The 22047-nt window shown below is 62.8% G+C and carries 17 protein-coding genes and 1 pseudogene; 2 read left to right on the forward strand and 16 right to left on the reverse strand.

Annotation, left to right across the window (positions count from 1 at the left end; genetic code table 11):
• A pseudogene (locus X760_RS56580) lies at positions 1 to 920 on the reverse strand (hypothetical protein); the annotation flags it as partial.
• A 74-nt stretch (positions 921 to 994) separates the two neighbouring features.
• Positions 995 to 2293, reverse strand: a complete 1299-nt coding sequence (locus X760_RS56585; RefSeq protein WP_023680654.1) for an adenylosuccinate synthase — start codon at positions 2291 to 2293, stop codon at positions 995 to 997.
• A gap of 216 nt (positions 2294 to 2509) precedes the next feature.
• Between X760_RS56585 and X760_RS56590 the strand changes: the two genes are divergently transcribed.
• Positions 2510 to 3412: a DMT family transporter gene (locus tag X760_RS56590; RefSeq protein ID WP_023719596.1), complete on the forward strand. Its 903-nt coding sequence runs from the start codon at positions 2510 to 2512 to the stop codon at positions 3410 to 3412.
• 84 nt (positions 3413 to 3496) lie between these two features.
• Here the strand turns inward: X760_RS56590 and serA are convergent, their stop codons facing one another.
• From serA to glmM, 5 genes are all read right to left on the reverse strand, one after another.
• Positions 3497 to 5095, reverse strand: a complete 1599-nt coding sequence (serA, locus tag X760_RS56595; protein WP_023719597.1) for a phosphoglycerate dehydrogenase — start codon at positions 5093 to 5095, stop codon at positions 3497 to 3499.
• A gap of 187 nt (positions 5096 to 5282) precedes the next feature.
• The gene (locus tag X760_RS56600; RefSeq protein ID WP_023719598.1) at positions 5283 to 6458 is read right to left on the reverse strand and encodes a phosphoserine transaminase; all 1176 of its coding nucleotides are present in this window, start codon (positions 6456 to 6458) and stop codon (positions 5283 to 5285) included.
• 189 nt (positions 6459 to 6647) lie between these two features.
• Positions 6648 to 7397 (reverse strand): outer membrane protein, encoded by a 750-nt coding sequence (locus X760_RS56605; RefSeq protein ID WP_023719599.1) that lies wholly within the window; start codon positions 7395 to 7397, stop codon positions 6648 to 6650.
• A 234-nt stretch (positions 7398 to 7631) separates the two neighbouring features.
• Positions 7632 to 8459 carry an outer membrane protein gene (locus tag X760_RS56610; protein WP_023719600.1) on the reverse strand — a complete coding sequence of 276 codons (828 nt, stop codon included), beginning with the start codon at positions 8457 to 8459 and terminating at the stop codon, positions 7632 to 7634.
• Positions 8460 to 8685: 226 nt separating this feature from the next.
• On the reverse strand, positions 8686 to 10038 hold the full coding sequence (gene glmM / locus X760_RS56615; protein WP_023719601.1) for a phosphoglucosamine mutase: 1353 nt from the start codon (positions 10036 to 10038) through the stop codon (positions 8686 to 8688).
• Positions 10039 to 10573: 535 nt separating this feature from the next.
• Here glmM and X760_RS56620 point away from each other — a divergent pair.
• On the forward strand, positions 10574 to 11578 hold the full coding sequence (locus tag X760_RS56620) for a hypothetical protein (protein WP_023719602.1): 1005 nt from the start codon (positions 10574 to 10576) through the stop codon (positions 11576 to 11578).
• A gap of 594 nt (positions 11579 to 12172) precedes the next feature.
• Here X760_RS56620 and ftsH read toward each other — a convergent pair.
• The 9 genes from ftsH to tolQ all read right to left on the reverse strand — a co-directional run bounded on the left by ftsH (position 12173) and on the right by tolQ (position 21832).
• On the reverse strand, positions 12173 to 14098 hold the full coding sequence (gene ftsH / locus X760_RS56625) for an ATP-dependent zinc metalloprotease FtsH (protein ID WP_023677989.1): 1926 nt from the start codon (positions 14096 to 14098) through the stop codon (positions 12173 to 12175).
• A 106-nt stretch (positions 14099 to 14204) separates the two neighbouring features.
• A complete protein-coding gene (gene tilS, locus X760_RS56630; RefSeq protein ID WP_023719603.1) occupies positions 14205 to 15626 on the reverse strand; it encodes a tRNA lysidine(34) synthetase TilS in 1422 nt (473 codons plus the stop codon).
• A 54-nt stretch (positions 15627 to 15680) separates the two neighbouring features.
• On the reverse strand, positions 15681 to 16790 hold the full coding sequence (gene ybgF, locus X760_RS56635) for a tol-pal system protein YbgF (RefSeq protein WP_023719604.1): 1110 nt from the start codon (positions 16788 to 16790) through the stop codon (positions 15681 to 15683).
• A 187-nt stretch (positions 16791 to 16977) separates the two neighbouring features.
• A complete protein-coding gene (pal, locus tag X760_RS56640) occupies positions 16978 to 17484 on the reverse strand; it encodes a peptidoglycan-associated lipoprotein Pal (protein ID WP_023677992.1) in 507 nt (168 codons plus the stop codon).
• A 231-nt stretch (positions 17485 to 17715) separates the two neighbouring features.
• Positions 17716 to 18093 carry a four helix bundle protein gene (locus X760_RS56645; protein WP_023719605.1) on the reverse strand — a complete coding sequence of 126 codons (378 nt, stop codon included), beginning with the start codon at positions 18091 to 18093 and terminating at the stop codon, positions 17716 to 17718.
• A 44-nt stretch (positions 18094 to 18137) separates the two neighbouring features.
• A complete protein-coding gene (tolB, locus tag X760_RS56650) occupies positions 18138 to 19448 on the reverse strand; it encodes a Tol-Pal system beta propeller repeat protein TolB (RefSeq protein ID WP_023719606.1) in 1311 nt (436 codons plus the stop codon).
• Positions 19449 to 19488: 40 nt separating this feature from the next.
• Entirely contained in the window at positions 19489 to 20646 is a 1158-nt protein-coding gene (locus tag X760_RS56655; protein WP_023719607.1) for a TonB family protein, read from the reverse strand.
• 7 nt (positions 20647 to 20653) lie between these two features.
• Positions 20654 to 21112, reverse strand: a complete 459-nt coding sequence (gene tolR, locus X760_RS56660) for a protein TolR (protein WP_023719608.1) — start codon at positions 21110 to 21112, stop codon at positions 20654 to 20656.
• Positions 21113 to 21121: 9 nt separating this feature from the next.
• Positions 21122 to 21832, reverse strand: coding sequence for a protein TolQ (gene tolQ, locus X760_RS56665; protein ID WP_023719609.1), 711 nt, complete (start codon positions 21830 to 21832; stop codon positions 21122 to 21124).
• Between the last annotated feature and the right edge of the window lie 215 nt (positions 21833 to 22047).

Here is a 22047-nt window from a genome sequence, read left to right on the forward strand (position 1 = left end):
GGTTGTGCGGCCGACGGCGGCGTGGTCAGCGCGGCGACGGATTCGCCTTCGCCGATGCCCGCCTGCCCGGCCGCGGGGCCGGGATCGACCTCGTGGCCTTCGGGCGTCAGGCGCTGCGTGAACTTCGCGCCTTCGCCAGCCTCCGTCGGAGGCGCGGCGGCCGGTACGGCCGCATCGGCCACCGGCTTGGCCGGGGCTGGTTTTACCAGCGGTTCGGTGGTGACGGTTTTGGTCCCGTCGAGGCCGAGCATGCTGCCGAACGCATCCTTGTTCAGCCACATGGCGTAACCGCCACCGGCAATGACCAGCAAGGCGACGGCAGCGGCAATCACACCGCCATAGCTGCGCCTGCGCTCGGCAGGATGGAGCCGCTGGAACCTGTCCTCCGCGGGGTCGCCGTCGTTGGAAAAGTCATCGCCCCGAAAAACCCCGTCTTGGTCATCGGCTGTCGGAAGATCCATGTCGGACGGCGGCGGACCAGCGCGCTCCTGAGAAAGAGCGACGGGCTGCGGCTTTTGCCAGTTCGGCGCCGCCTTGGCGGGCGTGGGCTGCCATGCCGGCCCAGTCTGTGCCGGCCCGGTCTTTGCCGGCTCGGTCTTGGCCGGCTCGGTTTTGGCCGGCTGGCGGACATGGCTGGGCTGGTTCTTGTTGCGGTCGATGGAGGAGAAGATGTCCTCCAGCTCCGCCAGCGGATCGGATGCCGGCGCCGGTTTGCCATACTCTCGCTCAATGCTTGCGATGGCATCTTCGAGTGCACGCTTCTGCCTGGCGACGTCCGACGGCGCAAGCGGTGGATCGCGTTCGGCAATCTTCTTTGCAATCGTCGAACGGGCCTTGTCGTAGACCCTGGCGCGCACCTCCGCCGACGGCTCGCCGAGATTGTCGAGCGTCTTTTTCAGAACAGAAACAAAATCTACCATGCTTCAGTCGACCTGCATTTTGTTTCTGGGCCGGCCCCCGCAAATCAGCCGCAATGCCCGGAAAGGCTGAGAAACTAGTCTTGAAACGGATCGGTCACAAGTATCGTGTCGTCCCGTTCAGGGCTGGTGGAAAGGAGTGCGACCGGCGCGCCGATCAGCTCCTCGATGTAGCGGACGTACTTCACCGCCTGGGCCGGCAGGTCGTTCCAGCTGCGCGCGCCGGCGGTGGTGCCTTTCCACCCCTCCAGCGTCTCGTAGACCGGTTCGACGCGCGCCTGCGCGCCCTGGCTGGCCGGCAGGTAATCGATCGCCTCGCCGTCGAGGCGGTAGCCGGTGCAGACCTTGATCTCGTCCAGCCCATCGAGCACATCGAGCTTGGTCAGCGCAATGCCCTTGATGCCGTTGACGGCGACAGCCTGGCGGACCAGCACGGCATCGAACCAGCCGCAGCGGCGCTTGCGGCCGGTGACGACGCCGAATTCATGGCCGCGCGTGCCCAGGAACTCGCCGATCTCGTTCTTCTGTTCGGTCGGAAACGGGCCTTCGCCAACGCGCGTCGTATAGGCCTTGGTGATGCCGAGCACATAGCCGATGGCGCCCGGGCCGACACCGGATCCAGCAGCGGCCTGGCCGGCAACCGTATTGGAGGAGGTGACGAACGGATAGGTGCCATGGTCGATATCGAGCAGCGTGCCTTGCGCGCCCTCGAACAGGATGCGCTCGCCGGCGCGGCGCTTGTCGTCGAGGATTTTCCAGACCCGGTCCATATAGGGCAGAATCTCGTCGGCGACCGAGATCAGCTCGCTCATGATCGCCTCATGCGTGACCTCGGCATGGCCGAGCCCACGGCGCAGCGCATTGTGGTGCGTCAGCAGCCTGTCGACCTTCAAGGGCAGCGTTTCCAAATCCGCCAAATCCATCACCCTGACCGCGCGTCGGCCCACCTTGTCTTCGTAGGCCGGACCGATGCCGCGACGGGTCGTGCCAATCTTCGTTCCGGAATTGGAAGCGGCGTCCTCGCGAAATCCGTCCAGCTCCCGGTGCAGCGACAGGATAAGCGCGGTGTTTTCGGCTATTTTCAGGCGGTCCGGCGTCACCTCGACGCCCTGTGCCTTCAATTTCGCCACCTCCGCGACGAAAGCGTGCGGATCGAAGACGACGCCATTGCCGATGATCGACAGCTTGCCTTGCCGCACCACGCCGGACGGCAGCAGCGACAGCTTGTAGACCTTGCCATCGACGACCAGCGTATGGCCGGCATTGTGGCCGCCCTGGAAGCGCACGACAACGTCGGCGCGCTCGGACAACCAGTCGACGATCTTGCCTTTGCCCTCATCGCCCCATTGCGAGCCTACGACCACCACATTGGCCATGCTTCTTTTCCCTTGAGATGCCGCGCCAGGCAGCTTGAAACGGTTCGAAACGACAGGCCTCTATAGCGTCAAGACCGGGCGAGCGCGACCATTCTTTGCCGCCCAAAACGCTCCGAGGCACAACAATTTTCGCCTTTGACATCATTTACTTGCGCGAGCTGCCGCAATAGGCCCGCAACGACCGCGCATTTCTCTCCGCCTGGCCGGGACTTCACGATGCATCGAGCCGCCTATCTGTTCCTGCTGTTCACCATCTTGCTGTGGGGCGGCAACTCCGTGGCGGGGAAGCTGGCGGTCGGTCATATCTCGCCGATGACGCTGGTCTTCCTGCGTTGGCTGCTGGCGGTTCTGATCTTGCTGCCGATCGGCTGGGCAACGCTGCGCCAAGATTGGCCGGTGGTGCGCAGGCACTGGTTGCTGCTTGGCGGGCTCGGCGCTTGCGGCTTCGCCTTCTTCAACACGATCTTCTACACGGCGCTCAACTACACCACGGCGATCAACGTCTCGATCGAGCAGGCGGCGATCCCGATCGTCATCATCATCGCCAATTTTGTGCTCTTTCGCCTGCGCGTCAATGGCGTGCAGGTCATCGGCGTCGTGCTGACCATCGCCGGTGTCGCGGTGACGGCGAGCCATGGCGATCCACGCCAGCTTCTCAGGCTGGATCTCAACTTCGGCGACGCCATCATGCTGGTCGCCGTGCTTTGCTACTCGTTCTATTCGGTGGGGTTGCGGCTGAAGCCAGTCATCCGCTGGCAGAGCCTGATGCTGGCGCTGTCGGTCGCCGCACTCATCACATCGCTGCCTTTCTTCCTGTGGGAGATTGCCGCCGGCAAGGTCATCGTCCCCGATGCACGCGGCTGGGCGGTCGCGTTCTATACCGCCATCGGTGCCTCGGTCATATCGCAGATCTTCTATATCAGGGGCAACGAGCTGATCGGCGCCAACCGGGCCGGCCTGTTCATCAACCTGGTGCCGATCTTCGGTACGCTGCTGTCGGTGCTGATCGTCGGCGAGACATTCCAGCTCTATCAGGCGCTGGCGCTCGCGCTGGTGCTCGGCGGCATCGGCCTCGCCGAATACAGCGGACGGAAGACGGCGATATCCGCCGCTGAATGAAGTCGCTTGCCGCGACGTTTCACTGCGGTCCATCAACGACCGTGGAAGCGCCCCGCGTGCTGCTGCACACGGGGCGACCGAATTTCAGGCCGCGCCGACGTCGAAGTGCAGCCGCTTGGCGGAGTCGATCGACTTGTGCGAGCGCACCTGCGCCAACACCTTTTCCGGGAACGGCGCATCGAGATAGAGCAATGCGATGGCATCGCCGCCCGGCCGGTTGCGGCCGAGCTGGAAATTGGCGATGTTGACGCCGTTCTCGCCGCAGACCGTGCCGAGCAGGCCGATGATCCCAGGCGCATCGGCATTCGTCGTGTAGAGCATGTGCTGACCGACCTCGGCGTCGAGATTGATGCCCTTGATCTGGATGAAGCGCGGCTTGCCGTCCGAAAAACAGGTGCCGGCGATCGAGCGCGTCCTGTGCTCGGTCTTGACCGTCAGCTTGATATAGCCGTCGAACACGCCGGATTTGTCGCGCTTGACCTCGGCGACGATGATGCCGCGCTCCTTCACCATGATCGGCGCCGACACCATGTTGACGTCGGAGACCTGCGGCCGGATCAGCCCGGCAAGGGTGGCGCTGATCAGCGCGCGCGTGTTCATCGTCGCGGTCGAGCCGTCGAACAGTATCTCGACCTCCTTGATTGGATCCTCGGTGACCTGGCCGACAAAGGCGCCGAGCACTTCGGCAAGCTTGACGAAAGGTTTCAGCCGCGGCGCCTCTTCGGCGGTGATCGACGGCATGTTGATGGCGTTGGAAACGGCGCCCTTGATCAGATAGTCGGACATCTGCTCGGCGACATGAAGGGCGACATTCTCCTGCGCTTCGGTGGTCGACGCGCCGAGATGCGGCGTCGCCACGACATTCTCCATGCCGAACAGTTCATTATACTCCGCCGGTTCGACCTCGAACACGTCGATGCCGGCGCCTGCCACCTTGCCGCTTTTCAGTGCCGCGATCAGGTCGGCCTCGACGACCAGCCCGCCACGCGCGCAATTGATGATGCGCACACCCGTCTTCATTTTGGCGATCGCCGCGGCATCGATGATGTTGCGCGTCTTGTCGGTGAGCGGTGTGTGCAGCGTGATGAAGTCGGCGCGGGCGAACAGCTCGTCGAGTTCGACCTTTTCGACGCCGAGCTCCTCGGCGCGGCTGTCCGACAGGAACGGATCGAAGGCGATGACATGCATCTTCAGGCCGACGCCGCGCGTAGCGACGATCGAGCCAATATTGCCGCAGCCGATGATGCCCAGCGTCTTGCCGGTGATCTCGACACCCATGAAGCGGTTCTTTTCCCATTTGCCGGCATGGGTCGAGGCGTTGGCCTCCGGTATCTGGCGGGCCAGCGCGAAGACCATGGCGATCGCATGCTCGGCAGTGGTGATCGAATTGCCGAAGGGCGTGTTCATCACGATGATGCCCTTGCGGCTCGCCGCCGGGATGTCGACATTGTCGACGCCGATGCCGGCGCGGCCCACGACCTTCAGCCTGGTCGCGGCGTTGATCAGCTTCTCCGTGACCTTTGTCGCCGAGCGGATGGCCAGCCCATCATACTGGTCGATCACCTCGAGCAGTTTTTCCTTATCCTTGCCGAGATCCGGCAAATAGTCGACGTCAATGCCGCGATCCCTGAAGATCTGCACGGCGGTGGTGGAAAGTTTATCCGAGACGAGAACGCGAGGCATTGGCTTGGTCCTTTGCGATTGGCGTCCCTCCTTGAGGGGAGGGTCGGCGCGAAGCGCCGGGGTGGGGTCGGTGCGGCCGGATGCGGCCGAATCTTTCTGGATGGTGGATCGTTGAGCTCGTGTCGTTGAGCGGGTGGAGGCGACCCCACCCGGCCCTTCGGGCCACCCTCCCCTCGAGGGGGAGGGATCAGGCCGCCGCTTTGAGCGACGCCTTTTGCGCGGCAAAGGCCCAGTCCAGCCAAGGCAGCAGCGCCTCGAGGTCGGAGGCCTCGACCGTCGCGCCGCACCAGATGCGCAGGCCGGGCGGGGCGTCGCGATAGGCGCCGATGTCATAGGCGACGCCTTCCTTGTCGAGCACCGAGACAATTGCCTTGGCGAACGCGGCCTGTCCGTCGGCGTCGAGTGCCGCCACATCCGGATCGGTGAAGGAAAGGCAGACCGAAGTGTTCGAGCGCGTCGCCGGGTCGGCTGCAAGATGGCCGAGCCAGGAAGATTTCCTGACAAAGCCATCGAGCACGGCGGCATTGGCGTCGGCACGGGCGATCAGCGCATCGAGGCCGCCGATCGACTTCGCCCAATGCAGCGCATCGAGATAGTCCTCGACGCACAGCATCGACGGCGTGTTGATAGTCTCGCCCTTGAAGATGCCCTCGATCAGCTTACCGCCGGAAGTGAGGCGGAAGATCTTCGGCAGTGGCCAGGCCGGCTTGTAGCTTTCCAGGCGTTCGACGGCGCGCGGGCTGAGGATCAGCATGCCATGCGCGCCCTCACCGCCCAGCACCTTCTGCCAGGAGAAGGTGACGACGTCGAGTTTCTGAAAATCGAGCTTTTGCGCAAAGGCCGCCGAAGTGGCGTCGCAAATGGTCAGGCCCTTGCGGGTGGCCGGGATGAAATCGCCGTTCGGCACGCGCACGCCCGACGTCGTGCCGTTCCAGGTGAAGACCACGTCGCGGTCGAAGTCTATTTTGGTCAGGTCGGGCAGTGCCCCGTAGTCGGCCTCTAACCTGCGCACATCGGCAAGCCTCAGCTGCTTGACCACATCGGTGACCCAGCCGGAGCCGAAGCTCTCCCAGGCGACCATGTCGACGCCGCGTTCGCCGAGCAGCGACCACAGCGCCATTTCGACCGCGCCGGTGTCCGAGGCCGGCACGATGCCGATGCGATAGTCTGCCGGAACCTGGAGGATTTCCCGCGTCAGCTCGATCGCTTGTTCGAGCTTGGTCTTGCCGATCTTGGCACGGTGCGAGCGCCCGAGCGCGGCATTTTTGAGCGCCTCGACCGACCAGCCGGGGCGTTTTGCACAGGGACCTGAGGAAAAATTGGGATTTGCCGGACGGAATCCGGGCTTCGTATGCGTCGTCATCGTGGTCTATCCTTCCAGATAGTGGCCCCTCGTTGGGGAGGGGTGGCCCACGAACGGCGATATGCGTTCAGGCTTTCGGCGTCAAGGGGAAAGTTTTTGTCGCTGTCAGGATATTGCCAGCGCCCGGGGCAAAAATGCGAACGGCGGGCCTACGACCCGCCATTGTTAACGCCTCGGCTTCGATCGAGCCTACCAGAGGTCGTAGCGTAGTCCGACTTTGACTTGATGATTGTTGATTCCTTTGCGGATCGGAAAAGAAGTCAGGCTCTCCGCAGTCACATATTCGGCGTCTGGCGCGGAAAAATACTGATAGCCCAGATCGACTGAGACGTTCTTGGACACTTGGTAGGCAAGGCCGGCATTCAGCGTGTAGGCGAAGGAGTATTGGGTCTTGTTGTCACGCAGGACGAAATCGTCGGCGGGGTTGGCGTTGTCGGTGAAGTAGCTCGCCGAGAGGCGACGCTTGCTCTGGACGACACCGATACCAGCGCCGAGATAAGGTGTGATTCCGACATAGGTGCCAAGGTCGACATAGCCATTGAATATGCCTGAGAAGGCATAGTTCTTCAGGGTCGCCGATGCCACCGTCGTTCCGTCGTTATAGCCGACGTCGATCTTGTTGCCGGGAAGATAGCCGACATTGAGATCGGCCCGCAGATAGTCGTTGAAATGGTAGCCGAAGCCTATGCTGGCGAAGATGGGATCTTCCTTTTCGTCGAAGCTCGCGGGCGTGAAGGCGAAATCCTCATCCTTGAAGCTCTTCTGCACCAGATAGGAGACATCGCCGCGCAGATACCATCCCGAGCCAACCTCGACCGGTACATAGTCGGGCGCCTGGTCGACATAGACCGGCGGATCGTAATCGGCGCCAAGCGCCGGCGTCAGTGGCATCAGGACGACTGCTGCAAGCGCCAGTGCTACAGGCGATTTGAATGTCATGGTCCCCGGCTCCCGAACTTGGCGCATTCGCGATCGCGCGCGCCGTTTCAGGGAGCATTGTTAACCATAGTGGTTAAGTGCGGGTTAAGGATAATAAGGCGTTAGCAATTGATTTAATCCGTTTGCACCCCTCGAGCTGGACGGTGTCACAGAGCGTCGCAGCATCTTCAGGTAGCCAAACGAAACCGCCCGGCATCAGCCGGGCGGTCGAAAAATTCCTCGATTTCGAAGTGACTACTTGGTGTAGACGGGCTCGGGTTCCGGAACATAAGGTTCCGGTTCAACGCAGTCCGATCTGCCGAACTGATAGCGCAGGCCGCCGCGCACCTCATGAACATTGATGCCGTCGTCATAGCCGGGGCCGACGCCGCTGCCGAAGTCGAACATCTTCCCACCGTTTATATGGCTGTAGCGGTAGCCGACGTCGAGCTTGACGCGATCGGTCAAACAGTAGGATGCGCCAACCATGGCAGCATAGGCAAAACGCCAGCCCTTGCCGCCGCGGTGGAAGAATTCACCGTCTTCATCGCTGTTGTGGAGTGTATCCCACTTAACCCAGGCACCGCCGATGCCGGCACCGACATAGGGCGTGATACCGTGCCATGTGCCGATATCGACATAGGCGTTGGCGAGCAGCAGCAGCGCCGTATAGGACGAGGTATCGACGGAAGTACAGGGATCTCCATCGAGGCAGATGCCGCTGGTCGAGCCGCGGAAGGTGGATTTGCTCATCCAGTCCGCGGTCAAGTCGGTGCGGAAGTGCCGGTCGATTTGATAGCCGACGCCGGCACCGGCCGAGAAGGCACTCTTCAGCTTGCCGCTGTCAAAAGTGCCGGTTCCGGGAGGCGGTCCATAGGTGATGTAGTCGCCGCCACGAAACTTCGACCAGTGATAGTCGATATCGCCGCGGATATACCAGCCGCCATACTCGGCCGGCGGCTCGTAGGCGATCGGTGGCGGCGCCTCCTCGACCACCGGCGGCTCGACGAAATCGGCGGCGAATGCCGGCCCGACGCCGGCAAACAGCGCGACCAGGAGAGCCATTCTTGCTGTGTTGAACATGCTTATCACCCCTGAGAACCCTCGAACGGCGAACGCGCCCGAAATATGATTGACCTCAGTTGTGGATAATGAATCGGAAAGGTTAAAAGGCGTTTAACCGTATCGATTAACCACGAATCTCTAAAATTCGAGGAATCTGGGCGACCGTTGCTGTAGCAGGACTGACAGGCAATCCAACAAAAAGCCCGCCGGCAAGGCGGGCTTTTGAACTGATGTTGGAGGGAGATCAGGCGGCGCTGCGCGTTTCCGAAATGACCTCGACGATGTCGTTGACCACGGACTCGACAAGCTGCGGGTCGTCGCCCTCCGCCATGACACGGATGAGCGGCTCCGTGCCGGATGGCCGGATGACCAGGCGCCCGGCCTTGCCGAGGCGATGGCGCGCATCTTCGATCGCTGCCTTGACTGGCGCCTCCTCGAGCGGCTTGCCGCCGGAAATATGCACGTTCTTCAACAGCTGCGGCACCGGCTCGAACTTCTTCGACAATTCGCTGACCGGCCGGTTCTGCCGCTTGATGCAGGCGAGCACCTGGAGCGCCGAGACGAGGCCGTCGCCGGTGGTCGAGAAATCGGACAGCACGATGTGACCCGACTGTTCGCCCCCGACATTGAGCCCATGGGCACGCATGTGCTCGACGACATAGCGGTCGCCGACCTTGGTGCGATGCAACTGCAGGTTCATGTCGCCGAGGAAGCGTTCGAGGCCGAGATTGGACATCACCGTCGAGACGACGCCGCCGCCGGCCAGCCGTCCGCTCTGGTGCCAGGATTCGGCGATCAGCGCCATGATCTGGTCGCCATCGATGATCGCGCCGTTCTCGTCGACAATGACGACGCGGTCGGCATCGCCGTCGAGCGCTATGCCGATATCGGCGCGCACCTCGTGCACCTTCTTTTGCAGGCCGGCCGGATGAGTCGAGCCGCATTCCTTGTTGATGTTGAAGCCGTTGGGCTCGACATTGATGGCAACGACCTCGGCGCCGAGTTCCCATAGCGCGTCGGGCGCCACCTTGTAGGCGGCGCCATTGGCGCAATCGACGACGATGCGCAGGCCCGACAGCGACATCGAGCGCGGCAGCGTGCGCTTGGCGAATTCGATATAGCGGTCATGCACGCCGTCGACGCGTTTGGCGCGGCCGAGCCCATCAGAATCGGCAAGCGCCAGTTCGATATCCTTGTCGAGCATCCCCTCGATACGCTCCTCGATCTCATCGGACAGCTTGTAGCCATCGGGGCCGAACAGCTTGATGCCATTGTCGTAATAGGGGTTGTGCGAGGCAGAGATCATCACCCCTATATCGGCGCGCAGCGAGCGCACCAGCATTGCAACCGCCGGCGTCGGGATCGGGCCGAGCAGGAAGACATCCATGCCGGCGGCGCACAGGCCGGACACCATCGCGTTCTCGATCATGTAGCCGGAAAGCCTGGTATCCTTGCCGAGCACGACGCGGTGGCGGTGGCTGCCGCGCTGGAACGAGAGGCCGGCGGCCATGCCGACCCTCATGGCGACCTCCGCCGTCATTGGAAACTTGTTGGCGCGCCCACGAATACCGTCCGTACCGAAATAATGTCCTGCCATGCTAGCCAGCTTCCCGATGGTTCTTTCCGAGCATCTCATGCCATAAAATCGGCCGAGCTCTGTCATCACATTGTATGATTATGGACGACCAATCCTTAGAAAATTGTTGTCTTGTGTGTTTTGCGTCACGCTAGTGTGTTGATTTTCAAGTTTCGAGCCCTTGTTGCGGCAGCAGCATCAGAAACGTCAGCCTCAAACCTCATCTGGATCCTTTGGTTTGTGACAGTGTGGCCTTGAACCCGAATCCGCATCGCGCTGCTTCAGACAGAGATAGGCTCAGGTCCGTCGCACCCGCCGATTTGACTGGCTGTCATGCGACGCAGTGTACTCGCTGGGAACGAGCCATATGCGCGCTCTCCGTGCAATGCACCCGGACGAACTTGGCTGGGAAACAGTCCCGGCAACGAATTCATCACCTTAAAGAAAAGAATGCACTTCTAAATTGTCTCTACGCTACTTAGCATCTGGCGCAACCAGCCGTTGAGCGCTATTGCTGCACTGGGACATATCATGAACCGCCATAGGGAGAAAACGCATGCTCATCCATCGACTTGCCACTTTGACGGGCCTTGCCGTCGCGACCTTATTCCTGGCGGCGCCTGCCAATGCGCTGACCATGGCCGAGTGCAGCACCAAGTATAACGCGGCCAAGGATGCGGGAACGCTTGGCGGGCAGAACTGGAACCAGTTCCGCAAGGCCCAATGCGGCACCGATGCCACCGCCGCTACGACCGATCCCGCCCCAGCCAAAGCCACGGCCAAGGCCGCCGACACCACCAAGGCAGCCGCCGGCGACGATGCGGCGCCTGGGCTGACGGCGAAGGAGTGCAGCACCAAGTACCAGGCGGCAAAAGCCGCCGGCACGCTGAACGGCATGAAGTGGAACGATTTCCGCAAGACCCAGTGCGCCGCCGACGCGACGGCAGCCGCACAACCCGCCGCCACGACCAAGGCTGCGGCAGCCACCGCCGACGACGCTGCGCCGGGCCTGACGGCCAAGGAATGCAGCACCAAATACCAGGCCGCCAAGGCTGCCGGCACGCTCAACGGCATGAAATGGAACGATTTCCGCAAGAGTGAATGCGCCGCCGGCGCAACTGCAGCGGCACAACCTGCCGCGGCACCTGCCAAGGCGACGACAGCTGCCGCGACCGATACCGGCAAAGGCCTCAGCATGGCTGATTGCAGCGCCAAATATCAGGCCGCCAAGTCCGGCAATACTTTGAACGGCATGAAGTGGAACGACTTCCGCAAGAGCCAATGCGGCGCCGGCGCAGCCGACGACGACGACACCCTGCCGGCTCCCGATGCGAAGTACACCGGCGATCCGCAAGCGCCGACCATCACCGCCCCCCAGGGCGTGAAATTCCCGACGGCGATCTCCAAGAAATACGCTACCGAGACCCCGGCCAAGGGCCGCATGCACACCTGCCTCGACCTGTATTACGCCAACAAGGACGCCAACACGCTGGGCGGCCTCAGGTGGATCCAGAAGGGCGGCGGCTTCTACAGCCTCTGCAACGCCAAGCTGAAGAGCTGACCAGCGCCATCATCCGACGACATGAGCCCGCGAGCCGCAAGGTTCGCGGGCTTTTTTGTTGCTGCATGCTGCCGCGCGTTCCGAAGAGGCGGCATCCGCGCGCAGTCGGCCGCCGCTCTAGCGATCTCCCCCCTCGTGGGGGAGATGTCCGGCAGGACCCGGCAGGACAGAGAGGGGCGCTGTCCCGCCGACATCGATGGTCGGCAGCACGCGCCACGTTTGGTCGAAGGAGCCTGAAACAAAAAACCCGCCTCGGCGGGCGGGTCGTTGGAGCCAATTGGCACCATACGCAAATTAGTAGCATAGCTGCCGGCACAAAGCAAGAACAAAATGTGGCGCCGTCGGCAAAAAACTGCGAATTTCCTTCACCGGCGCGCCTTGTCGATCTTCCCGAAGTCGTCAACGAGGACGATAGAAGGCCGCGTTCCCCGCGCCCCTCTCTGTCCTGCCGGACATCTCCCCCACGAGGGGGGAGATTGGCCGTCACCGTCACTTTCACCAATTTCCAGCGATGCAGGAAGGGTCGCATTCCCCAAAGAAAACGCCGCGGTCAGAGCCGCGGCGTTTCGAAGTCGATCTCTCCTGGGCCGGAGCCTAGCTTGACGGCTGGGGTTCCATGCCGCCTTCGGGCTCGGGGCCCTTCTTGCGGCGGCCGGACTTCGGCACGGCCGAGCCGCGGCTCGGCGGCGTGTCGTCGCCGAGGTCGCGTGCGGGCTTATTGCCGGCGATCAGCTGCTTGATCTCCTCGCCGGACAGCGTCTCGTATTCGAGCAGGCCTTGCGCCAGCGCGATCCATTCCTTCTTCTTCTTGGTCAGGATGGACCTTGCCGTCGAATAGGCCTCGTCGATCAGCCGGCGCACTTCGGCGTCGATGATCTGCGCCGTCTCTTCCGAGATATTCTGCGTGCGCGCCACCGAATGGCCGAGGAACACCTCCTCCTGGTTGTCGCCATAGGCGACATGGCCGAGCTTGTCGGAGAAGCCCCAGCGCGTCACCATGGCGCGCGCCAGCTTGGTCGCCTGCTCGATATCGGAGGAGGCGCCCGAGGTGATGTTCTCCTTGCCGAACTTGAACTCCTCGGCGACACGGCCGCCCATCATGATGGCGAGGCGCGAGATCATGTATTTGTAGCTCATCGAATAGCGGTCGCCTTCCGGCAGCTGCATGACCATGCCGAGTGCCCGGCCGCGCGGGATGATGGTCGCCTTGTGCAGCGGATCGGCCGACGGCACGTTGAGCGCCAGGATGGCATGGCCGGCCTCGTGATAGGCGGTCAGTTCCTTCTCGGCCTGCGTCATCGCCGACGAGCGGCGCTCGGCGCCCATCATGATCTTGTCCTTGGCGTCCTCGAATTCGGCCATGGTGACGAGGCGTTTGTTGCGCCGCGCCGCCATCAGGGCGGACTCGTTGACCAGGTTCATCAGGTCGGCGCCGGAAAAGCCCGGCGTGCCGCGTGCGATCACCTTGAGGTCGACATTGGGCGCCAGCGGCACGTTGCGCACATGCACCTTCAGGATCTTCTCGCGGCCGACGATGTCGGGGTTCGGCACCACCACCTGGCGATCGAAGCGGCCCGGCCTGAGCAGCGCCGGATCGAGCACGTCGGGCCGGTTGGTGGCGGCGATCAGGATGATGCTTTCGTTGGATTCGAAGCCATCCATCTCGACCAGCAGCTGGTTCAGCGTCTGCTCGCGCTCGTCATTGCCGCCGCCGAGGCCGGCACCGCGATGGCGGCCGACGGCATCGATTTCGTCGATGAAGATGATGCAAGGGGCGTTCTTCTTGGCCTGGTCGAACATGTCGCGGACGCGGCTTGCACCGACGCCGACGAACATCTCGACGAAATCCGAGCCCGAAATGGTGAAGAACGGCACGTTGGCTTCACCGGCGACCGAGCGGGCGAGCAGCGTCTTGCCGGTTCCGGGAGGACCGACGAGCAGCACGCCGCGCGGGATCTTGCCGCCGAGCCGCTGGAATTTCTGCGGGTCGCGCAGGAACTCGACGATCTCTTCCAGATCTTCCTTGGCTTCGTCGACGCCGGCGACGTCCTGGAAGGTGACGCGGCCATGCGCTTCGGTCAAAAGCTTGGCCTTCGACTTGCCGAAGCCCATGGCGCGGCCGGAACCGGACTGCATCTGGCGCATGAAGAATATCCAGACGCCGAGGATGAGGATCATCGGCAGCCAGGATATCAGGGTGCCAAACAGCGAATTGGAGCCGTCGGATTCAGGACGCGCATTAATGGTGACGTTCTTGTCCTGCAACCGCGAAACCAGCGACGGGTCCCCAGGCGAATAGGTCTGGAAGCCGTTGGAGCTGTCCGTGTAGTTGCCGGAGATACGGGCGCCGGCGATGGTCACCGACTTGATCCGTCCCGCCGCGACCTCCTGTAGGAACTGCGAATAGGGGACATCGCTCGAGGCTCCACGCGTCTGCGGCGTTTGGAAAAGATTGAAGAGAGCGATGAGCAGGACCGCTATGATCGCCCAGAGCGCGAGGTTGCGATAATTTGGATTCATCAATTGTCCCGTTGGCGCCCGCTGGGCGGACGCACGTCGTGAGAGGAAACTTGGCCCTAACATAGGGAGAGCGTCTCCCCTTGCCAAGCATAACAGCAGGTCTCGGTTAAGCTTTCGCCCGTGGTAGGCCGGCACTGTGGCCGCCGAATGGCGCGGCTGGAACCGGCGCCGCGCCAAGCAACGCGGCGACGGCATCGGCCGGCGCCAGATCGAAGGACGGCAGGAAACGGGCGAAGGGCGCGACTGCCGGATATGCGGCGACCGCCGCCGGCATCGGGCTTTCCTCAGGCAAACCCGGGCCTTGCCCAGGCAGACCAAGGCATTCGCCATCCCGCCATAGCGCTGGTTCGGCGGCCAAGGCGGCACGCACAAGGCTTGCCGGCGTGCCATGCCCGGCAATTGCCCGCTTTGCGGCAAGAGCCACCCCGAGCGGGGCAACCAACAGCGGCGCGATCAACAATGCACCTGAACTGTCGCTCAATGTGATCCGTCTGCGGCCGTCCCAAAGGGCATTGTCGGAAACCGCAACAGCGGGCGGCAGATCGCGCAACTCACGATGCAGAAAGATGCCGGTACGCCGGGCATCGACCACGCTCCGCGACAATGTGGCACAAAGCGGCCCGGCCCGGAGCCGGCCGAAAAGGGCTTCGCCGCGGGCCTGGTCGGGAAGGAAGGTGGTACCGCCGGTCGCCGCCAGCAGGATGCGCAGCGCATAAATAGCCGCCCGGCGGTCGGCGACCGTCGCAAAATCCTGATCGAGGCGGACGAGGCCGGCGGCCGGCCTGGAGGCCAAGCCGCGGATCAGCATGGCCGCGCGCTGTCCTAACTGCTCACGCTCGACCGCCGCCTTTCTGGCCAGCGCCATCGTTTCAGCCATGCGAAGCGCATCGTTGCCTTCAACAAGTGCCGCGCGGACGCGCGGCCGCTCGAAAGCAGTGTCGGCATTGGTCGGATCTTCGATCCAGGCGACCTGTTCGCGCCGGAGGAATTTGCGCAGCTCCGCACGCCGCACGCCGAGCAGTGGCCGCACGATCCAGTACCGCCAGTCGTAGAGGGTTGCCGGCGCCATGCCGGCAAGGCCCCGCGGCCTCTCCTCACTTGGCACCTCGTCACGCGCTTGCCTCATCAGCACGGTCTCGGCCTGGTCGTCGGCGGTGTGGCCGGTCAGGATCAGCCCGACGCCTGCCGCTTCGGCGGCCTCGGCGAGCAGCCGGTATCGCGCTTCGCGCGCGGCGGCGGGCAGGCCGATCGCTGGTTTGTGCCCCGACCAGACGAGGATGCGATGGGCAATGCCGCGCGCCGCGCACAGCCTGGCCACGGCTTGCGCTTCCGCTGCCGCTTGCGGCCGCAATTGGTGATCGATCGTCACCGCCAGCAATTTCGTTGCCGGTGCGGTACGGTCGAGATGGGCTTTGAGGAGGAGGAGAAGGGCGGTCGAGTCGCTGCCGCCGGACACGGCCACAACAGCGCCGTTGGAAAAGTCGATCCGCGAAAAATCCGAAAGATCAGGCTCGGTGTCGAGCGTCATGCATGTCGCCCAAAAGTGGGCCCGGTTTTGGGGCAACGACGTGCAACAGAAAAACTAGCACGCCGCGAGTGCCCTTTCCTGCTTGACCCGCTCCTTGAGCGCGCCGGAAATATCGGGGTAGCGCTTGCCGATCTCGCTGAAGGTCGCACAGGCCACGTCGCGCTGCTTCAGCCCGACCAGTGAAACGCCGAGCTTCAGCAGCATGTCTGGCGCTTTCTTGGCCTTGGGATAGTCCTTGCTGGCTGCGAGGAAAGTCTCGGCCGCATCGCGGTATTTCTGCTGGCCGAGCAGCGATTCACCGAGCCAGTAATGCGCGTCCGCCGCTTTGGCGTCCCGGGGAAACCGAGCGATATGGTCGCGGAAGCCCTGTTCGGCGGTGCTGTAGTCGCCCGACAGGATGAACTGGTAAGAGTTGCGGTAAAGCTCCTCCGGGTCGTTGGTCGAGGGGAGTGCCGCGACCACCGTATCGTCGGATTTGCCGGCCTTGTTGCCGGCTGCGTTGGCGCCGTTGGCTGGGGCCGTATTCTGCTCCGGCGCGTTCGCCTGCGCATTGCCGTCGGCTTCGACGACATTGCCGTTTTTGTCGACGGTGATGGTGCCGAACGTCTTGGGCGGCGCGCCGGGGATCAGCTTGCCGGGATCGCCGTTGGGCGATTCGACGATGACGTCCTCGACGCTCTTGTCGCCGGCTGGCGGCGTGTCGGCAGCGGCCGGAGCCTGCGTTGCCGGCGCCTCCGCCACGTTACTGTCGCCGTTGGGATTGTCGCTGTTGGGCGCCGCCTCGGACTTCTTCTGCTCGGCCGGCTGCTGCGCGCCTTGCGGACCGCCTTCCAACTGCTGGAAGCGGAATTCGTTGTCTTCCTGCTGCTTGCGGATCTGCTCCTGCATCTGCAGGACCTGGAAGTTGAGTTCCTCGATCTTGCCGTTCATCTGCCGGAGCTGTTCCTCCAGCGCCGGAGTGCCGGTGCCATCCTGTTGCGCGAGTTGAACCTGATCCGGCTTTTTCTTTTCACCGAAAATGCCGGGCAGTTTGATCGTCGGCAGATGGAAGGAAAAGCCGCTTTCCGATGACTGCTCGGTGCCGCTTGCCCCGTCAGCAAGTGCCGCGATACTTGATACGAGCAGCAGCGCAAGCGTGCCGCTCAAGACCGATCTGAAATGCATGTGCCTCTCGCCGTGAAACCGTTGTTGCGCGCCTCTCACTCGAAGTAGACCAGCCAACTGGGACTAGCCAGACGCTCTCGGCTCTTAACAGGACGTGAGACTTCGGCCAAATTTTGTTTGGAGCGGGCAGATATGAAAAAGGCGGCCCTTTGGCCGCCTTTCGCACCAAGTGTTGCATTTATGCCGATCAGGAGCCGGCGCCGCCCAGCGTGGTGACGGCGCGGCGGTTCTGCGACCAGCAGGAGATGTCGTCGCAAACCGCGACCGGACGCTCCTTGCCGTAGGAAATGGTCTTCAGGCGCTGCGCCGAAACGCCCTTGGCGACCAGGAAGTCGCGCGTGGCGGCAGCACGGCGGGCGCCGAGCGCCAGATTGTATTCGCGTGTGCCGCGCTCGTCGGCATGGCCTTCGATGACGATGGCATACTGCTTGTACTGGTTCAGCCACTGCGCCTGGCGCGACAGCGTCGTCTGCGCATCAGCGCGGATCGAGGATGAATCGGTGTCGAAGAAGATGCGGTCGCCGATGTTGACGGTGAAGTCCTGGGCCGACCCGGGCGTTGCCGCGCCGGCGCCGTTGAGGCCGAGATCGGCGGCGCTGTTCGGCGTCTTCTTCGAGGCGCAACCGGTAATCGCGAGCATCGCGACCAGCGCGATCATGACCGGGTTTGTGGTAAGTGCTGCGATACGGCCCATGCCGCCTCTCCTTCGCAATTCGAGTGATTTCATTGATCGTCCAGTAACCACGTTTGGGTTAACCGGCGCTCAAGAAACACGGTTAAAATTTGGTTTCGGCTGCCGTCCACAACCGTTCTGCCGAGGGCTACTCAAGGGCGACAATGAGCGCGGACCGTAGGCGGAAATGCGGCCAAAACATGAAAAAGAGGGAATTGAAGAATTGAAGAGTTGAGGAATTGAGGAAAGAGATCACCTCAGCTTCTCTCTGAGATTGACCAGCATTCCGTAGATGCGGGCATAGGATTGCAACCAGTCGTCGCGTTGCACCTGTGTGATATACTCGAGGTCGAACGCATACGAAATCCACGTCTCCACTTCACTGCATGACCCTATGGCCATCGAAATGAAGCGTGCGAATTCGGGCTTGGAGCGGGTCTGTTTGGCAAAACCCTCAGCCAAATTGGCGCAGATCGCCTTGCTGGAACGACGTAGTTGATCGGCGAGCGCGTATTGCTCCATTTTCGGAAAAGCAAGCGTGGCTCTGTGTACCCCAAGGGAAACCGCATAGGCGCGCTTATAGACTACCAAATCCCTCGCGTGCTCGATGTAGGCCCCTGGCTTCTCCATTCTTCAGTTCTTCAACTCGTCAGTTCGTCAATTCCTCAGTTCCTCTATTCGAGCAGCGGCGACCAGGCCGGATCCGAGGCGAAGTTCGCCGTCGGGATCGACTGTTCGTTGCGGCCGGTGAGGTCGACCGAAACAAGTTTTGGTCCGCCATTGGAATCGCGGAAGAACATCAGCACCCGGCCGTTGGGCGCCCAGGTCGGCCCTTCCTGCTGAAAGCCGGTGGACAGGATGCGCTCACCCGAACCGTCGGTGCGCATGACGCCGATCTGGAATTCGCCGCCGGTCTGCTTGGTGAAGGCGATGAGATCGCCGCGCGGCGACCACACCGGCGTCGAATAGACGCCGTCGCCGAACGAGATGCGGGTCTGGCCCGAGCCGTCGGCGCCCATCACATAGATCTGCGCGCGGCCGCCGCGGTCCGACGTGAACACCACCTTGCTGCCGTCAGGCGAGTAGGATGGCGAGGTATCGATGGCGGTCGAATTGGTGAGCCTGGTCGTCGAGCGGCTTCTCAGGTCCATGGCAAAGATGTTGGAATTTCCGTCGTCGCGCAGAAGGCTCATTATTACCTTCTGGCCATCCGGCGAAAAGCGCGGCGCAAACGTCATGCCGGGGAAATTGCCGACCAGCTCGCGCTGCCCCGTCTCGATCTGCAGCAGGTACACCCGCGGCTGACCGCTCTCGTAGGACATATAGGTGATTTCCTGCCGGTTCGGCGAGAAGCGCGGCGTCAGCACGATCGACTTGCCGTTCGAGAGATAGCGGACGTTGGCGCCGTCCTGGTCCATGATGGCAAGCCGCTTCTTACGCGCATTCTTGGCGCCGGACTCGTCGATGAAGACGACGCGGGTGTCGAAATAGCCCTTCTCGCCGGTCAGCCGTTCGTAGATGGCGTCGGCGATGATGTGGGCGACGCGCCTGGTATTGGCGTCGTTGGCGAAGAACTGTTCGCCCGACATCTGCTGGCCGGCAAAGGTGTCCCACAGCCGGTACTGGGCGCGGACACGGCCGTCAGCCTCCTTGCCGACACTGCCGGTGACCAGCGCCTGCGCATTGATCACCTTCCAGTCCTCGAAGCGCGGCGTGGCATCCGGGTTCGAGATCTTTTCGATGAAAGCGCTTTTGTCGATCGGCGCGAACAGGCCGGAGCGTTTCAGGTCGGCACTGACGATGCCGGAAATCTCGGCGCCGAGTGCATCGCCACCCTGGAAATCGGTAATGGCGATCGGCAACGGCTCGACATTACCCTTGTTGACGTTGAGCTCAACGAGCGCCCGCGCCGGCAAGGTGGCGGCGGCAGTCATGCCCAGCGCCATCGCTACGATCATCAGGAGCGGCTTGAGGATGGATTTCATGTCTTCTCGCTTTTCTTCGCTGACTCTGTGGGCGCCGGGCCTAAAGGCCGAGCATCTCCCTGGGGTCGAAAGTGACCCGAACGTCGGACCAGATGTCTTGCTTGCCCGCGGGAACCTGCAAGCCGGCCACATCGCATTTCTGAACCGCGCGCACTGCACTTTCGTCAAACGGGCGGTTTCCGCTCGACTTTTCAACGCTCGGCCGGCCATCCAACTTGCCGGAGGCGTCCAGATTAAACCGGACCACGACGACGAAATTTTCCGAGCCCTCGAGCCCTGCCGGAAGCGTCCAGCAACCACCAAGCTGGGCTTCCAATGCCCCCTGCTCCGATTTCGAAAGCTTCTGGCCCTGATCCTTGTCGCCGCCGAGCGAAGACTGTTGGGTCGAGCGCTTGGCGCCGCCACCGGCCGGCTTCCGCTTGTCGAGCAGAGCCGAAATCTCGTCGGCGTTGAACTGCTTGTCGTCCGATTTCGGCTTGGACGAGGCTTCCTTGACCGGCTTGTCGGCGTCCTTGCGCTCCGGCGCCTTGGCGCTTTCGGCCTGGGCCGGCTGCGGCTTCGGCCGAGCCTCGGGTGCTGGCGCCGAGTCCGGAAGCTGCGCCTCCTCGGTTGGCGGTTGCTTGGCAATCGCCTCGGCGACGGCATCCGGCTTGACCTCGGGCTGCGGATCGATCGCGGCAGTCTTGTCCTGCGGCGGTGTGGGCGTCGGCTCCTTGGCCGGCGTCGGCTTGGGCTCGGTCTGCTTGACAGGTTCGGGCTTGACCTCTTCCTTCGGCTGCGGCACCGGCGCCACCTCCGTAGCGGGAATTGGCTTCGGCTCTTCCTTCGGCTTCGGCACGTCCTCGGGCTTGGGCTTTTCGACTGGCGTCGGCGCGGGTGGCGGAGCCGCCGTCATGTCGACTGGCTGGGGCTTGGGCTCAGGTGTCGGGGGCTTGTCGGTGTCGACGCTGTTATCGCCGACTTTCTGGGCGTCGGGAACGATGTCGGGACGCTGTGTCGGCAGCGGCGCCGGCTTTTCGTGCATCACGGCTTTCTTGTCGCCTTGCAAAACCTGCGAGACGGCCTCCATCGGCACGATTTCGACCGCGACCGACTCGACATCGGACGACGGAAGCGCAGCCGGCGCCGACAGCGTGAACAGGCCGAAGGCGAGCGCCACCGTATGCAAGGTCACCGATGTGGTGAGGCCGGTCTTCATCTCGCGTCTATTGGTCCTGCTTCGGCAATGACATCAGGCCGATGTTCTTGTAGCCGGCGGCCGCGATCTGGGCCATCACCTCCATCGCGGTGCCGTAGTTCGTAGCCTTGTCGCCGTGGATGCGGATGCGCTCCTCGTAGCCGGTCTTGGAAATCGCCTGTAGTTTCGCGACCAGCTCCTCCAGCGGGATTTCGGTCTCCTGCAGGAAGATCTTACCCGTGGCGTCGATCGAAATAGTGATCGGCTGGGTATCGGCGTTCATCGCCTTGGCCTTCGTCTCGGGCAGATCGACCGGAACGCCGACCGTCAGCAACGGCGCCGCGACCATGAAGATGATCAGCAGCACCAGCATCACGTCGACCATCGGCGTGACGTTGATCTCCGATATCAGGGCGTGATGGCGGCCGCGCCGCCTGTGGCCGCGCCCGCCGCGTCCTCCGCCACCTGCGCTTACGGACATTCCCATGATCGTTCCTCAGGCCTTCTGCACGACTTTTTCATCGATTTGGCGCGAGAGTATGGCGGAGAACTCATCCGCGAACCCTTCCATGCGCACCGCGATCTTGCTCGCGTCGGACGACAGCTTGTTGTAGGCGATGACGGCAGGGATGGCGGCGAGCAGGCCGATGGCCGTCGCCAGCAGCGCCTCGGCGATGCCGGGCGCGACCACCGACAGGCTGGTGTTCTTCGACGCGGCGATCGCCTGGAACGAGGTCATGATGCCGATAACCGTGCCGAACAGGCCGATAAAGGGCGCCGCCGAGCCGGTGGTGGCGAGAAAGCCGAGCCGCCCTTCCAGCTTTTCCATCTCGCGGGTCAGCGCCAGATCCATGGCCTTGTCGATGCGGGTCTGCAGGCCGAGCGGCGATTTCGCGCCCTTCTCGAAGCTCTTCTTCCATTCGCGCATGGCGGCGACGAAGATCGCGCTCATGCCGGTCGTCTTGCGGTCGGCGAGCGTGCGGTAAAGTTCTTCCAGCGACTGTCCCGACCAGAACACCTGTTCGAAGCGATTGAGCGCCAGCCGCATGCGGGCATAGGCGACGAGCTTGTCGACGATGATCGCCCAGGTCCAGATCGAGGCGCAGAGCAGCCCGATCATGACCAGCTTGACCACCCAACCGGCCTGCATGAACAAGGCCCAAATCGATAAATGCGCGCCCGGTTCGGCGAGAGCGATGTTTTCCATGTTACGTCCTTAAAGATTTTCCGGGCGTGGCTGGCGGCTGGCCCATGGGCATCCCTTGTGGTCCGTTCGCGTTAAGCTGGCGGAATAACCCCAAATGCACCATTGGCGGCCTTTTCGGGGCAAATATTGGTGAAAGGAAGGCGCTTGGATTCTTCCAATCTTAACCAATCCCTTCATGGACCGTTATGGTTAAGGATGGGTTAGGACGTACAGCG

This window comes from Mesorhizobium sp. LSHC420B00 (assembly GCF_000503055.1).
Taxonomy (GTDB): Bacteria; Pseudomonadota; Alphaproteobacteria; order Rhizobiales; family Rhizobiaceae; genus Mesorhizobium.